Raw genomic sequence first — 14,056 nt, 5'->3', positions numbered from 1 at the left:
CGATGGCCGAGGCGCTGCTGCGCGACGAGACGATGACCGGGCGGGAGATCACCTCCTGGGTGCTGCCGGATCTCCCGGACCGGATCACCGCCCGCGAACTGATCCGTCTCCGGGTCCGTGCGGAGGTGGCCCGCTTCAACGCGACCCGGGACGAGACGTTCCACGGTCTGGTCCAGCCGTGCGGGGCCACCGAGACTCCGCAGGGCTTCCGCATGCCGGGGAGCGCCCGCATCGACGGGGAGGCCCAGGCCGACGCGGCCTGCCGGGCCTTCGACCGCAACGCCTTCATCATGCTCGCCGGCGGCCGTCAGGTGGAGGATCTCGACGAGCCGATCGACCTGCGCGACGGCGGCGCCGTCGCGTTCATCCGCCTGGTCCCCCTGGTCGGCGGCTGACCCCGCCTCCGCCGAACCGGGCCACGTCGGTCGGCCGAAAGGGGCAAGGCCGGGGCCAACGGTCAGTGGGCGGGCGCCGGGATGTAGGCGTGGGCGCAGCGCATCACCATCAGGATCTCGCGGGCGAGTTGCGGGCCGGTCAGGTCGCGGACACGGTCGTCCAGGTCGAGGCTCAGCAGTTGCCCGGCGGACCCGACGGTGACGCTGATCGAACCGTCCCGGTTCTTCGCCTGTCCGGCCGCCTCCGCCGTGCGGTCCGTGCACGCGGTCGCCGTGCCGAGCCACAGGTCCTGCCAGCCGCCGCCGAGTTCGCTCATGGAACCCACCTCCCCCGATCTCCACCAGCAACGGTATTGATCAACTAGGGCCGCCGAGGAAGGCGGAGGTCCCCTTCCGGCGGGGCCTCCGGCCCGCTTGCGCCGGAAACATCAGCAGACCAGCGCGCCGCGGGCGTACGCGTGCGGAAACATCAGCAGACCAGCGCGCCGCGGGCGTACGCGTGCGGAAACGTCAGCACACCAGCGCGCCGCGGGCGGTGGCGGCGATGAGCCGCCCCGGGCGTACGCGTGCGGAAAGGTCAGCACACCAGCGCGTCGGGTGCGATGGCGGCGGTGGAGCCGCCCCGGGCGTACGCGTGCGGAAAGGTCAGCACACCAGCGCGTCGGGTGCGATGGCGGCGGTGGAGCCGTCCCGGGCGTACGCGGTCAGGCTCGCCACCGTGCTGGCCGCAATGTTGCGCAGCGCGTCCTCGGTGAAGAACGCCTGGTGACCGGTGATGAGCACGTTCGGGAAGGTGACCAGGCGGCTGAACACGTCGTCGCCGGGCATCTCGTCGGAGAGGTCCTCGAAGAAGAGGTCCGCCTCCTCCTCGTAGACGTCGAGGCCGAGATGTCCGATGCGGCCCGTCTTCAGCGCCCGCAGCACGGCCGCCGTGTCGATCAGCGCGCCCCGGCTCGTGTTGATCAGCATGACGCCGTCGCGCATCTGCGCGATCCGCCGCTCGTCGATCAGGTGGTAGGTGCCGGGCGTGAGCGGACAGTGCAGCGTGACGATGTCCGACTCGCCGAGCAGCGTCTCGAGCGGCACGTACCGGGCGCCGGCCGCGACCGCCTCGTCGCCCGGGTACGGGTCGTAGGCCAGCACCCGGCACCCGAACCCGGCCATGATCCGGATGAAGCGGACGCCGATCTTCCCGGTGCCGATCACCCCGACGGTACGGCCGTGCAGGTCGAAGCCGAGCAGGCCGTTGAGTGCGAAGTTGTGCTCGCGTACCCGGTTGTAGGCGCGGTGGATCCGGCGGTTGAGGGCGAGCACCAGGCCGGCGCAGTGTTCGGCCACCGCGTACGGCGAATAGCCCGGCACCCGGGTGACCGCGAGGCCCAGCTTGCGGGCCGCGGTCAGGTCGACGTGGTTGTAACCGGCCGAGCGCAGCGCGACCAGCCGGACCCCGATCGCGGCGAGCCGCTCCAGCACCGGCGCGCTCAGGTCGTCGTTGACGAACGCGCACACCGCGTCGCACCCGCCGGCGAGGGATGCCGTGTCCGGTGACAGCCGGGGCTCCAGGAAGACCAGCTCGTGGCCGGCCCCCTGGTCGGCCTCGGTCAGGAATCGTCGGTCGTAGGGCTTGGCGCTGAACACGGCGACACGCATGCCCTCACAGTAGGACCTCCCGACGCTCCAAAGAGGATCCAGAGGATCGATCTTGTTCCTGCCCGGCGGATCCCGGGCGCGAGACGCTTGTGCGTGCCCCGGTAGATCACGCGGGCGCGAGACGCTTGTGCATGCCCCGGTCGATCACGCGGGCGCGAGACGAGGTTCGGGCGGCGGCGGAGGCCACCCGGTCACACCGGACAGGATCTATGAGCGCACCGTACGCGGAAGAAGCCCCGAGGCGTGCCAGAGCGCCGTGCCCGGACCGCCGATCAGGTCGAGATCGGTGAGGAAGGCGACCACCCGCTCCCCCGCCCACCGCATCGTCTCGCGGAAGTGCGGGTTGGCGCGCGCGGCCCGCCGGCCCTCCTCCGGGTCGAGGCCGACCGCCCGGTAGACGCGCGGGTCGACGAGCCGTGTCCCGGTCAGGTAGGCCGCCCGGCCGATGACCAGTTTGTCGAAGGCGAGGCGGCCGCGGCCGGCGGACCGGATCTGGCGGGCCAGTTCCTCGCGGGCGTACCGGACGTGCCGGGCCTCCTCCACGACGTGGATGCGGGAGACCATCCGGACCAGCGGCTGCACGTTCTCGTCGTTCATCGCCTCGCGTTGCAGGGTGTCCAGGATCTCCTCGGCGATGAGGATGGCGGCGTACATGCGGGGGCCGACTCCGGTGTGGGCGATCCACTTGCCGAGCCACTGGTTGACGCCGGTGGGCTGGTAGATCGGGGTCCCCAGGCGGGCGATCATGCGGCCGAACATCACCGAGTGGCGGCACTCGTCGCCGATCTCGGTGAGCGCGTACTGGGCGTGGGGTGCGGTCGGGTCCTGTTTGAAGTACTCCCGGATGAGCAACTGCATGAGGATCGTCTCGAACCAGACGCCGAGCCCCGCGATGCTGGCGACCTCGTGTCTGGTCAGCTCGATGCGCTGGTCCTCGGTCATGCCCTCCCACAGCGGGGTGCCGTAGAGGCTGGAGCGGTGCGGGGGAACGAAGTACTTGCCGGGGACGAGCGGCGCCTCCCAGTCGATCTCCACCTCGGGGTCGTACGAATGCTCGGCCGAGGAGCGAAGCAGCCGAGTGGCGGTGCGGTCACGATCGGGCGGAGTCACTGTGGTCATGCCGTCCTCCGAACTCTGACGTTGCCTTGATTGGACTTGATCAACTCAAGTCGACTGGATTGATCAATACGATCGCCTCAACGCACTTGACGTTACCGGCGGTAACAGTTACTTCTAGTACTATGAACTCGGTCACTCCGCCAGTCAATCCCGGCTCGGCCGGCGGCTCATCAGGTGCCCATCGAGGCGACGGCCGTCGAGGCCGCTGGGACGGTCATCGTGAACAGCGCCGGGCGGAGCTGACCACCGCCGCCATCGAGGCGATCCGGATGCACGGCCCCGACGTCGGCATGGAGGCCATCGCCGCCCACGCCGGCGTCAGCAAGCCGGTCCTCTACCGCTACTTCGCCGACAAGTCGGAACTGTGGCTGGCCGTCGGACAGCAGGCCGGCGCCATGGTCCTGGAGGCGATCGTCCCGGCGGTCGCGGCGGTCCGCGAGGAACGGGCGATCGTGGGCGCCGCGATCGACGTCTACCTGGCGCACATCGAGGCCGATCTCAACCTGTACCGGTTCGTCGTGCATCAGCCGGACATCGCCCGGCATCGCGACGTGGTCGCCGACGTGATGGACACCGTGGCCAGCGGCCTGGCCCGGATCTTCGGCGACCGGCTGCGCGCCCGCGGCCTCGACTCCGGCGCCGCGCTGCCCTGGGCGTACGGGGTGGTCGGCTACGTGCAGGCGGTCGGCGACTGGTGGCTGCGCCAGCAGCAGCCGATCAGCCGGGAAGCGCTCAGCGAATACCTGACGACGTTCCTCTGGGGAGGCATCGCCGGCATGCGCCGCGCCGCCGACGTCCCCGGCGGACTCGCCGCTCGCGTCGGGTGGGCCAGAGACCAGTGAGCACCGGCGAGGAGGAGTACCGCGGACCGGCCACGTTACGCATCGACGACCACGGCACGGTCGCGGTCGAGGTGCGCATGTCGGCCCACTTCGAGCCGGTGGAGGGCCGGTTCCGCTGGGCCGGGCGCACCGGGCCGTCGGATCTGCTGCGCGAGCGGGTCAGCGGTGGCCTGCGCATGGCGACGATTGTCGTTCCCGGCTCGCCCGAGACCACGGTGAAGCTGAGTGATCCGGACCCCTGGGGTGGCGTCCGAATCTCCGGCACCGGCACTCCACCGTGGTTCACACCGCTTCCGAGGGAGGCTCAAGATGCCCACTGACCAGCACTTCGACGTCCTGATCGTCGGCGCGGGCCTGTCCGGGATCGGCGCCGCCTGGCGGCTGCAGAAGCAGCGCCCGCGCGACACTTACGCCATCCTCGAGGCGCGCGGCGCGATCGGCGGCACCTGGGACCTGTTCCGCTACCCGGGCGTCCGCTCCGACTCGGACATGTACACGCTCAGCTACCCGTTCCGCCCGTGGCGAGAATCCGAGTCACTCGCCTCCGGCGACAAGATCCGCAGGTACATCGAGGACACCGCCGACGAGGCCGGCATCACCCGGCACATCCGCTTCGGCGCCCGGGTGGTGCGTGCCGACTGGTCCACCGCAGACGCCCGCTGGACCGTGCACATCGCCGACGGGGAGGTCCTGACCTGCGGTTTTATCTACGGCTGCGCCGGCTACTACAGCTACGACGAGGGCTACCAGCCGGACTTCCCGGGCCTCGGCGACTACACCGGGCGGCTCGTGCACCCGCAGTTCTGGCCACCGGATCTCGATTACCGGGGCAAGCGCGTCGCGGTCATCGGCAGCGGCGCGACCGCTGTCACGCTGGTTCCGGCCATGGCCGCCGACGCGGCGCACGTCACGATGGTGCAGCGCTCCCCCACGTACGTCACTCCTCTGCCGAACCGTGACGTGATCGCCGACCTGGCCCGTCGCCTGCTGCCGCCGAAGGCGGCCAACCGCGTGGCACGCGCCAAGAACATCCTGCTCACGCAGGGTTTCTACCAACTCGCGAGGCGGCGCCCCAAGCTCGTGCGACGCGCGTTGCGCAGCGTCGCCATCCACTTCCTCCACAATCCGGGGTACGTGGACGAGCACTTCAAACCGCACTACGACCCGTGGGACCAGCGCCTGTGCGTGATCCCGTCCGGCGACCTCTACCAGTCGATCACGAGTGGCCGCGCCTCGGTGGTGACCGACCACATCGAGACGTTCGTTCCCGGAGGTATCCGCCTCAGGTCGGGAACGGTTGTCGATGCCGACGTCGTCGTCTCCGCCACCGGGCTGTCCCTGCTGCCGGTCGGTGGGATCGCGCTGTCCGTCGACGGTGACCCGGTGGAGGTCGGCGGGACGGCCGCCTACCGCGGGCTGATGCTCGGCGGGGTGCCGAACTTCGCCTACTGCATCGGATACGTCAACGCGTCGTGGACCCTGCGCGCCGACCTGTCCCACCGCTACCTGCTGAAACTGCTCGACCACATGGAACGGCACGGCTACGCGAGCGCCACCCCGACCGCCCCGTCCGGGACCGGCCGCCCGCTGCTCGACCTGTCGTCCGGATACGTGCAGCGCGCCCTCGACAAGTTCCCGCACCAGGGAAACCGCGATCCGTGGCTGGTCCGGCAGAACTATCTGCGCGACGTCCTCACCACCCCGCGTGCCGATGTCACCCGCGACATGAGCTTCACCCGTCGTCCCGCACCCGTCCGTCGCCCTGAAGAGGTGGTCTCATGACCCGACTCCCCGAGTACCGGTTCGCCGGGCGCACCACCGTGCTCACCGGCGCGGCCAGCGGCATCGGTGAACAACTCGCCTACGGCCTGGCCTTGCGCGGCAGTGACCTGGTCCTGATCGACGTCGACGAGGACCGGCTCAACCCGGTGGCCGAGCGGATCCGGAGCGCCCATCCCGCTCTCCAGGTGGAAACGATTGTCGCTGACCTCTCCGACCGGGCAGCGGTCGAATCGGTGGCCGCGCGGGTGCTCACCGGGCACCCGGCGATCGGTCTGCTGGTCAACAATGCCGGGATCGCGCTCGGCGGGCGCTTCGACCAGGTGTCGGTCGAGCAGTTCGAAAAGGTCATGAACGTCAACTTCCGGGCGCCGATGCTGCTCATCCACGCATTGCTCCCGGCGTTGACCGCCACACCGGGTGGACATCTCGTCAACGTGTCCAGTCTGTTCGGATTGATCGCGCCGCCGGGGCAGACCGCCTACAGCGCCAGCAAGTTCGCACTGCGCGGGCTGAGTGAGTCGCTGCGCGGCGAGCTCGCCGACAGCGGGGTGGGCGTCACGACGGTGCACCCCGGGGGCATCCGGACCAGGATCGCGGAATCGGCGCTGGTCGGCTCACACGTACCGGAAGAAGAGATCGAACCCAACCGCAAAGTCTTCGCCGCGCTGCTCAGCTATCCCGCCGACAAGGCCGCGGAGCAGATCCTGCGGGCCGTCGCGAAGCGGAAGGCCCGGCTGCTGATCGCCTCCAGCGCCAAGGCCCCGGACCTGCTGGCCCGGCTTCTGCCGGTCGGTCACGCACGGATCGTGCGCGCGCTGACCACGGCGTCGGTGTCCCGCGGCGCGCGTCCGGCGAGATCGGTGGCCCGGCGATGAGATATCTGGAGGTACGCGGAAGCCGGATTCGTTTTCACGAGAGCGGGGATCCGGCCGCTCCGCCGGTTGTCCTGCTGCACGGCATCGGCCGCAGCCTGGAGGACTGGGCATTGCAGCATCCGCTGCTCGACGGCGAGTACCGGGTGATCAGTGTGGACATGCCCGGCTTCGGCCTGTCGCAACGAATGCCGTTGCCGACAACGCTCGGCGTGCTCGCCGACGGCGTGTGGGCCACCCTCGACGAACTCGGCGAGACCCGTCCCGTGCACCTGATGGGCAACTCGCTCGGCGGCGCCGTGTCGATGACCATGCTGGCCGGCGCGCCCGAGCGGGTGTCCACGCTGACCCTGGTGAACAGCGCCGGGTTCGGCAAGGAGGTGACCGTCGCGCTGCGCATGCTCGCCGTACCCGGGCTGGGCAGGCAGATGCTGCGCCGCATCGACCGGCTCACCGCACCCCGGATGGAACGGATGATCTTCGCGGACCGCACGCTGGTCACCGCCGAGCGCATCGAGATGGCCATCCGGATCGCCCGGCAGCCGGACTTCGCCGCCGTCTACCTGGAGATCGCCAAGGAACTCGGCGGTCTCCGCGGTGTAGCCGCCGCCTGGCGTGCCGACCTGCTGTCCCGCGTCGCCGGCAATGCCAGGCCCACGATGATCGTCTGGGGCGACCGCGACCGGATCCTGCCGAGCACCCACCTGGCCGCGGCGCGGACGGCGTTCCCGCACGCGCAGTCGCACATGTTCGCGAAAACCGGCCACATGCCTCAGATCGAACGGCCGGAGGAGTTCGCCGGCCTGGTCCGCCCGATGCTGGCGAAGGTGGCCGTCTGAAGCCCTTCCCCGGAAGGCGAGCGCGGTCCGGGTGGCGTCAAGGGGGCGCCGCCCGGGCCCGCCACCCTCCGGGTAGGACGGTCACACCAGGACTCGGCGCCACAACCCCAGCATCGATGTCGTGACAGGTGAGACGCCTGGCCAGTCGTAGTGGGCACCGCTACCCCGCGGCGCGGCGGACCGTGATCGTGATGTCGTGACGGGCGAGGTGGCTCGGCAGGGCATCGCGGGTCTCGCCGGCGTGAAGTGTCCGCCCGGTGTCCGGATCGACGACGACAACCGTGAGCTGGAAGGTGTCGTCGCCGCCGCTTTCGAGTCCGGGAGGATCGCAGGTGAAGGTCCGGCCACCGCGGCAGGCGCCTCCGACGTGGTAGGAGCCGGCTCCCTGCCGCCACAACAGCCAGATCTGGTGATTGGCGGGAAGGTCGGCGCTGCCGGTGATCGACGTACCGGCGCTGAGAGTGCCGCCGTCGCTTGGCTGGCCCAGCCTGATCGACGCGGTCTCCGGGGTTCCGGAGCCGGCCGGGCCGGTGTGGTCCCGCGCCTTGGCGCCGCGTGGTTTCGGCGTCGCCGGGTCGGCACTCACCAGGGAGTCCGCCGACATGCTGCCGCTCGACGAGGGGCGAGCCGATGACCGGCCGTTCCTGGCCCGGCCCGACCGGGTTCCGGGTGTGACTTGCTCGCCGGCCGCGGCCGAGGTGGGCGCATAGGGGGCGATCCCGGCGTGGGCGGCATCGGCGGAGGCCTTCGCGGTGGTGGGAGCCCGCAGACCGGAAACCGGCGGCGGACGGAACTCCGCACGCTCCGGCGCCAGCCCGAACACGGACGCGACGACCGCCCCGAGCCCGGCGGCGGCGAAGGTGACACTCAGGGCCGGTCGTTTCCGTGCGGCCCATCCGAGGGCCGCGAGGTTGCCGGTCGCATTCAGCAGCCGCGATGCCACCACGGTGGATCGCCCCCGCACCGCTGACAGACCTGCGGGCGCCGGAGCGGCGAGCCGAGCACGGCCCGTGGCGGTGACCCCGGAGCCTGCTCGCGGGAAGGATCCGGCCGGGCCTTCGCCGCCCATTCGGCTCGCGGTGATGCGTGCGGTGATCGCCTCGCTCGACATCACCTGTGTCTCAGCCAACTCGGCGAGCGTTGGCCGCCTCGGACGGCCACCATTCGGCACCCGCGACCAGACACCCGAGTCACCCGCCCCCGTGCGGCGTGGCGCTGATCCGCTCAACGTGGACCTGTCCGCCGGCACACCCTTCAGCACCAATGTGCTCGCCGCCGCACCGCCCGACATCGAACCGCTGAACACCGAACCACTCGTCGCCGCACTACTCGACAACGCACCATTCAGCACTGAACTGCTCGCGGTCACACTGCCCGGCACCGAACCACTCGCCGCCGCACCGCCCGGCAACACACCACTCAGCACTGAACTGCTCGCGGTCACACTGCCCGGCACCGAAGCATTCACCGCCGCACCGCCCGACATCGCTCCACTCAGCGCTGAACTGCTCGCGGTCGTACCGCTCAACACCGAGCTACTCGCCGCTGCACTCCTCGCCGTCGTACCGCTCAATGATGGATTCATCGGTGTCGCACCGCTCGATGCTGGACCGCTCGTCGTTGTACCACTCAATGCTGAACGGATTGACGGCGAGTCCACAATGATTGGCTGGATCAACGTTGCGTCCGTCAACGTTGACGGACTCGGCGTTGACGGACTCGGCGTTGACGGACTCGGCGTTGAGGTGATCAATGTTGGCGGGATTGCAGAACGGCTTGATATTGAGGTTGTTGCAGTAGACCCGCATCCGACCGGGTCAGGTACGGATGCTGCGGGATACCCGGGTAGGTCATCGGACGCGTTTCCTCGGGGGGTGACTGCCATCGAACACCTTCTGCCTGGTCGGGGGCCGCCGGTTGACCGCGGCCGGGAGCTGGGCCGCCTGACCGCGATCAGCCCGCGTATCGCGAGCCGAACGCCGGACCAGGAGCCCATCCCGATCTACGGGTCAAGCAGCGAACCGCGGCCCGTGCCCAGAGCGACCGGACGACCCGGTGCGCTGCGCACGTGGCCCGCCGGCAATCCGGAAAGAACCTGACCAGGCGGCCTTCCATCGAGGCGGAAGTCCGCGATCAGGGCCTCACGGCGAACCGGCAACCCGTGATCGGCGGCCGGCGGCAGAACCGCCGGCCGGAGGACAGCGCTTGGGGACGCCATCCGTCCCGATAACCGGGACACTCCCGACTTAGATGCGGTTGTCCGTAGTGTCGGAATTGTGGCGCTACTCTCCCTTCTGGGCACCGACCACGGCTGGCCGGCACCTCGCCCGCCATGAACCGCATGCCCGCGGGGCCGACAGCGACGGGCACACGGGAACCGACGACGGCGAACGAAAGGCCGAGTCCGACCACACTCGCCATCAGAAGTCGCGGCGGAAAGCCTCGGATCAACCGCACACCTCGGCAGACGAAGAAGCCAGACCCGCCGGACTCACAGAACAGAGCCGCGGCGAAGGACATCGAGCCGGCCACGCACCTCAGCGAACCGAAAGCCCGGACCGGCCACGCCCACGATCACGAGCTGCGGCGGAGGGCCTCCGGCCAGCCGTGCACCTCGGCGGCCGGGCGCCCGGTGGGGCCCACGTAGTCCGCGGACGGGCGGATGATCTTGCCCAGGCGCTTCTGTTCCAGGATGTGCGCGCTCCAGCCGGCCGTACGGGCGCAGGTGAACATGGACGTGAACATCTCGGCCGGCACCCCCGCGAAGTCCAGGATCACCGCGGCCCAGAATTCGACGTTCGTGGCCAGTACCCGGTCCGGCTTGCGGTCGTGCAGCTCGGCCAGGGCCGCCAGCTCGAGTTCGCGGGCCACCTCGTAACGGGGTGCGGCGAGCTCGCGAGCGGCGTCCCGCAGAATGCGCGCCCGAGGGTCCTCAGCCCGGTAGATCGCGTGCCCGAAACCCATCAGCCGCTGGCCGCCGTCCAGGATCCGGCGCACGTAGCGGCGGGCGTCGACCCCGCTCTCGACCTCCTCGATCATCCCCAGCGCCCGGGACGGCGCCCCGCCGTGCAACGGGCCGGACAACGCCGCGACGGCCGCCGACAGACAGGCCGGGGCGTCCGCGCCGGTGCTGGCGACCACCCGGCCGGTGAACGTGGAGGCGTTCATGCCGTGTTCCGCCGCGCAGATCCAGTACCGGTCGATCGCCGCGACGTGCCGCGGGTCCGGCTCGCCCTGCCAGGCGATCATGAACCGTTCGGTGGCGGTCCGCCCGGCGTCGACGAGACGCTGCGGCACAGCGGGAGTCCACACCGCACGGTTGTCCACAGGGGCCCGGGCCGATCGCGGCGCGGGCGGATAGGCTGCCCGGGCCGCCTGGGCCACATAGGACAGCGTGGCCGCCGATGCCCGGGCCAGGTCGTCCCGGGCCTGATCGTCAGGAATGTCGATCAGCTGCCCGAGCCCCCACCGGGGCGCCAGCAGAGAGACCGCCGCCTGCACGTCGGCCCGGATGTCACCGCTGGCCGTCAGCGGCGGCAGTGGCTCCGCGACCGGAAGGCCGCGGGTGAAGTCGCCGTCGACGAGCAGGCCCCATACGTCGCCGAACGACACCGTTCCGGCGAGTGCGGTGATGTCGACGCCGCGGTATCGCAGCGCCCCGCCGTCCCGGTCGGGTTCGGCGATCTCGGTGTCGAATGCAACGACACCGGCGAGTCCTGGATTGACTGTCAACATGACGTCAATCTGTACTCGTCATGTGTTGATGTCAATGTTGATCCAGTCAATATGAGAGCCTGATGACATGAATGCACAGCCGCTGCTGACGACCGAAGAGGTCGCCGTCCTCCTGGGTGTCAAACCCACTACCGTGTACGCCTACGTCAGCCGCGGACTGCTCACCAGCCAGCGCAACGCCGACGGCAAGAACAGCCTGTTCGCGAAGACCGACGTAGACGCGTTCCTGGCAAGCCGCAAACGCACCACCACCCCCGGCATCCAGACCGGCATCACCCTGATCAAGGACGGATCCCTCTACTTCCGCGGACGGGACGCCACGGTGCTCGCCCGTACCGCCACCTACGAGGCCGTTGCCGCACTGCTCTGGACCGGTGACCTCCAGGACACGCCGTTCAAAGCCGCGCCCGAGCTGCGGGAACTTGCCGTCGCCGTGACCGCGCCACTGCCGGAGACCGCCCGGCTCACCGACCGCCTCCGGGTCACGGTCGCCGCGGCGGCCGCCGCCGACCCGCTCCGTTTCGACATCGCGCCGGCCGCCGTCCTCGCCACCGGCCGTCAGTTGCTGGCCACGATGGTGCAGGCTCTGCCGTCGCGGTCCGGTGTGTACCCGGTCGAGGGGGCGTCGTTCGCCAAGGAGCTCTGGCACCGGCTCACCAGGGAGACCCCGACCCAGCCCGGCCTGCGTGCGCTCAACGCCGCGCTGATCCTGCTCGCCGATCACGACATCGCCGCTTCGACACTGGCCGCCCGGGTGGCCGCCTCCACCCGGGCACATCCCTATGCGGTGGTCAGCGCCGGACTCGCCGCACTCGACGGGCCGCTGCACGGGGCGGCGAGCGCGCTGGCGTACCCCCTCTTGGCGGAGGCCGTGAGGGGCCCCGGCCCGGTGGCCGCCCTCTCTGATCTCCACCGGTCCGGAACACCGATCCCGGGTTTCGGGCATCCGCTGTATCCGGACGGCGATCCGCGTGCCAGGACGCTGTTCGACCTGATCGCCGACGGGCCGGTGCGGGAGACCGCGCTGGAGGTGGCGGACACGGTACGCGCGAGAGCGGAACAGGCTCCCAACATCGACCTCGCGCTCGCCGCGTTCACGCTGCATCACGGCATGCCGGCGGACGCCGGCGAGGCGATCTTCGCGGTGGCCCGGACCGCGGGATGGCTGGCGCACGCGCTGGAGGAGTACGGGGATCGGCCGAGCCGCTTTCGCCCGACCGGCGCCTACGCGGGCCTGCCGCCACTCTGATCCCGGCCAGGAGACCGAAGCATCCCGGCCAGGAGACCGAAGCATCCCGGCCAGGAGACCGAAGCATCCCGGCCAGGAGACCGAAGCGGATCCGGCCAGGAGACCGAAGCGGATCCGGCCAGGAGACCGAAGCAGCAGGGAGGCGCCCTGCCCCGGTGAGATCAAGCTGAAGTACATGCCGGCGAGGATCCCGGCGAGCCCGGCGAGCGCCCCGCCGATCGTGAACACCAGCGTGAACGCGTTGCGTACGTCGATGCCGAGGGCGCTGACCATGTCGCGGTTCTCCACAACGGCCCGGATGACCAGGCCGTACCGGGTGAATCGGAGGAACGCGAGCAGGCCGAGGAGCACGAGCACGGCCGCGCCGATGAGCAGGAACCGGTCGGCCGGCACCTGCGCCCCGGCGACGCTGACGACCGACGACGCCCACGCGGGACGGGGGAAGACGCGGGCGTCGGCGCCCCACACCGACTGGAGCAGCGCGACGCCGGCCAGCGACAGCCCGACGGTGACCAGCACCTGTTCGGTGTGTCGTGTGTACAGCGGCCGAATCAATACGAGTAGACGATGCCGACCTTGAGCGGGCCTGAGCCGCCGTCGGTGGCGGCCTGTGGGCTGCCGCACGCGGCCAGGGAAAGGGTCACCGCCGCGAGGACGGAAGTCATACGAACTCGTTTCATGTGGCCACACGCTAGAAACACGGCCGCATCAAAACCACGGGCGTCGATCACACGGGACGGTGGCCGGATGTGTGGGCCGCGCACATAGGCGCGGGAACGGCCCGGCCCGTACGTTCACCGCCATGACGACGGCACGAGTGGTCGACCTTGATCTGACCGGCCGCACCGCGCTGGTGACCGGCGCCGGCAGCGGTATCGGGCGCGCCTGCGCCGAACGGCTGGCCGCGGCCGGCGCGGACGTGGTGGTGGTGGACATCGACGAGCGGGCGGCGAAGGAGGTGGCCGCCGCGACCGGAGGCCGGGCGTTCCCGGCGGACCTGTCCGATCTGGACCGGGTGGACGAGTTGCCGGCACAGGTGGACGTGCTGGTCAACAATGCCGGGTTGCAGGTGGTGGCGCCGCTGACCGAGTTCCCGCCGGACAAGTACTCGCTGATCCAGAAGGTGATGGCCGAGGCGCCGTTCCGGCTCATCAAGCTGGCGCTTCCACACATGTATCAACGTGGATGGGGTCGGATCGTCAACATATCGTCGGTGCACGGACTGGTGGCGTCGCCGTACAAGGCCGCCTACGTGAGCGCCAAGCACGCCATGGAGGGGCTGTCCAAGGTCACCGCCCTGGAGGGGGCCGCACACGGCGTCACCTCCAACTGCATCAACCCCGGATTCGTCCGGACGCCGCTGGTCGACAAGCAGATCGCCGACCAGGCCGCGGTGCACGGCATCGGCGAGTCCGAGGTGATCGGGCGGATCCTGCTGGCCCGGGCGGCGATCAAGGAACTGGTCGACCCGGCGGACGTGGCGGAGCTGGCGGCCTACCTGTGCACGCCGCCGGCCCGGCTGATCACCGGATCCTCGATCACCATCGACTGCGGATGGACGGCACACTGACGT

14 protein-coding genes and 1 pseudogene are annotated in these 14,056 nt (G+C 70.2%); 9 read left to right on the top strand and 6 right to left on the bottom strand.

Annotated features, from left to right (window positions below; genetic code table 11):
• The first annotated feature begins 2 nt into the window (after window positions 1-2).
• Window positions 3-395: a hypothetical protein gene (locus tag BJ964_RS24585; protein WP_188122882.1), complete on the top strand. Its 393-nt coding sequence runs from the start codon at window positions 3-5 to the stop codon at window positions 393-395.
• A gap of 62 nt (window positions 396-457) precedes the next feature.
• Here BJ964_RS24585 and BJ964_RS24580 read toward each other — a convergent pair whose 3' ends face one another.
• The 3 genes from BJ964_RS24580 to BJ964_RS24570 all read right to left on the bottom strand — a co-directional run bounded on the left by BJ964_RS24580 (window position 458) and on the right by BJ964_RS24570 (window position 3,164).
• Window positions 458-712, bottom strand: coding sequence for a hypothetical protein (locus BJ964_RS24580; protein WP_188122881.1), 255 nt, complete (start codon window positions 710-712; stop codon window positions 458-460).
• A gap of 328 nt (window positions 713-1,040) precedes the next feature.
• Window positions 1,041-2,045, bottom strand: a complete 1,005-nt coding sequence (locus BJ964_RS24575; RefSeq protein ID WP_188122880.1) for a 2-hydroxyacid dehydrogenase — start codon at window positions 2,043-2,045, stop codon at window positions 1,041-1,043.
• Window positions 2,046-2,252: 207 nt separating this feature from the next.
• Window positions 2,253-3,164 (bottom strand): AurF N-oxygenase family protein, encoded by a 912-nt coding sequence (locus BJ964_RS24570; protein ID WP_188122879.1) that lies wholly within the window; start codon window positions 3,162-3,164, stop codon window positions 2,253-2,255.
• Window positions 3,165-3,286: 122 nt separating this feature from the next.
• Here BJ964_RS24570 and BJ964_RS24565 point away from each other — a divergent pair, with 122 nt between their 5' ends.
• From BJ964_RS24565 to BJ964_RS24545, 5 genes are read left to right on the top strand one after another with little or no spacing between them, the layout of a single operon-like run.
• Window positions 3,287-4,006 carry a TetR family transcriptional regulator gene (locus tag BJ964_RS24565; protein WP_188122878.1) on the top strand — a complete coding sequence of 240 codons (720 nt, stop codon included), beginning with the start codon at window positions 3,287-3,289 and terminating at the stop codon, window positions 4,004-4,006.
• The gene (locus BJ964_RS24560; protein ID WP_188122877.1) at window positions 4,003-4,326 is read left to right on the top strand and encodes a DUF4873 domain-containing protein; all 324 of its coding nucleotides are present in this window, start codon (window positions 4,003-4,005) and stop codon (window positions 4,324-4,326) included. Before BJ964_RS24565 ends, BJ964_RS24560 begins: the two co-directional genes overlap by 4 nt.
• Entirely contained in the window at window positions 4,316-5,788 is a 1,473-nt protein-coding gene (locus tag BJ964_RS24555) for a flavin-containing monooxygenase (RefSeq protein WP_188122876.1), read from the top strand. The genes BJ964_RS24560 and BJ964_RS24555 overlap by 11 nt, the downstream gene beginning before the upstream one ends.
• Entirely contained in the window at window positions 5,785-6,663 is an 879-nt protein-coding gene (locus BJ964_RS24550) for an SDR family NAD(P)-dependent oxidoreductase (RefSeq protein ID WP_188122875.1), read from the top strand. The genes BJ964_RS24555 and BJ964_RS24550 overlap by 4 nt, the downstream gene beginning before the upstream one ends.
• On the top strand, window positions 6,660-7,499 hold the full coding sequence (locus BJ964_RS24545) for an alpha/beta fold hydrolase (protein ID WP_188122874.1): 840 nt from the start codon (window positions 6,660-6,662) through the stop codon (window positions 7,497-7,499). The genes BJ964_RS24550 and BJ964_RS24545 overlap by 4 nt, the downstream gene beginning before the upstream one ends.
• A gap of 160 nt (window positions 7,500-7,659) precedes the next feature.
• Here the strand turns inward: BJ964_RS24545 and BJ964_RS24540 are convergent, their stop codons facing one another.
• A complete protein-coding gene (locus BJ964_RS24540) occupies window positions 7,660-8,463 on the bottom strand; it encodes a hypothetical protein (protein ID WP_188122873.1) in 804 nt (267 codons plus the stop codon).
• A gap of 118 nt (window positions 8,464-8,581) precedes the next feature.
• On the opposite strand from BJ964_RS24540, the gene BJ964_RS24535 reads away from it, so the two are divergent.
• On the top strand, window positions 8,582-9,598 hold the full coding sequence (locus tag BJ964_RS24535; protein WP_188122872.1) for a hypothetical protein: 1,017 nt from the start codon (window positions 8,582-8,584) through the stop codon (window positions 9,596-9,598).
• A 475-nt stretch (window positions 9,599-10,073) separates the two neighbouring features.
• Here BJ964_RS24535 and BJ964_RS24530 read toward each other — a convergent pair whose 3' ends face one another.
• Window positions 10,074-11,234, bottom strand: a complete 1,161-nt coding sequence (locus BJ964_RS24530) for a citrate synthase 2 (RefSeq protein WP_188122871.1) — start codon at window positions 11,232-11,234, stop codon at window positions 10,074-10,076.
• A gap of 67 nt (window positions 11,235-11,301) precedes the next feature.
• Here BJ964_RS24530 and BJ964_RS24525 point away from each other — a divergent pair, with 67 nt between their 5' ends.
• On the top strand, window positions 11,302-12,483 hold the full coding sequence (locus BJ964_RS24525; RefSeq protein WP_188122870.1) for a citrate synthase family protein: 1,182 nt from the start codon (window positions 11,302-11,304) through the stop codon (window positions 12,481-12,483).
• A 144-nt stretch (window positions 12,484-12,627) separates the two neighbouring features.
• Here BJ964_RS24525 and BJ964_RS24520 read toward each other — a convergent pair.
• Window positions 12,628-13,002: pseudogene (locus BJ964_RS24520) on the bottom strand (ABC transporter permease subunit); the annotation flags it as partial.
• 283 nt (window positions 13,003-13,285) lie between these two features.
• On the opposite strand from BJ964_RS24520, the gene BJ964_RS24515 reads away from it, so the two are divergent.
• Complete coding sequence (locus tag BJ964_RS24515; RefSeq protein ID WP_188122869.1) at window positions 13,286-14,053, top strand: 3-hydroxybutyrate dehydrogenase; 768 nt, start codon at window positions 13,286-13,288, stop codon at window positions 14,051-14,053.
• The last annotated feature ends 3 nt before the right edge of the window (window positions 14,054-14,056 follow it).

Origin of the sequence: Actinoplanes lobatus, from assembly GCF_014205215.1 — a bacterium.
In the GTDB taxonomy this organism is placed as follows: Bacteria; Actinomycetota; Actinomycetes; order Mycobacteriales; family Micromonosporaceae; genus Actinoplanes; species Actinoplanes lobatus.
This window is presented reverse-complemented; position numbering and strand designations above follow the sequence as displayed.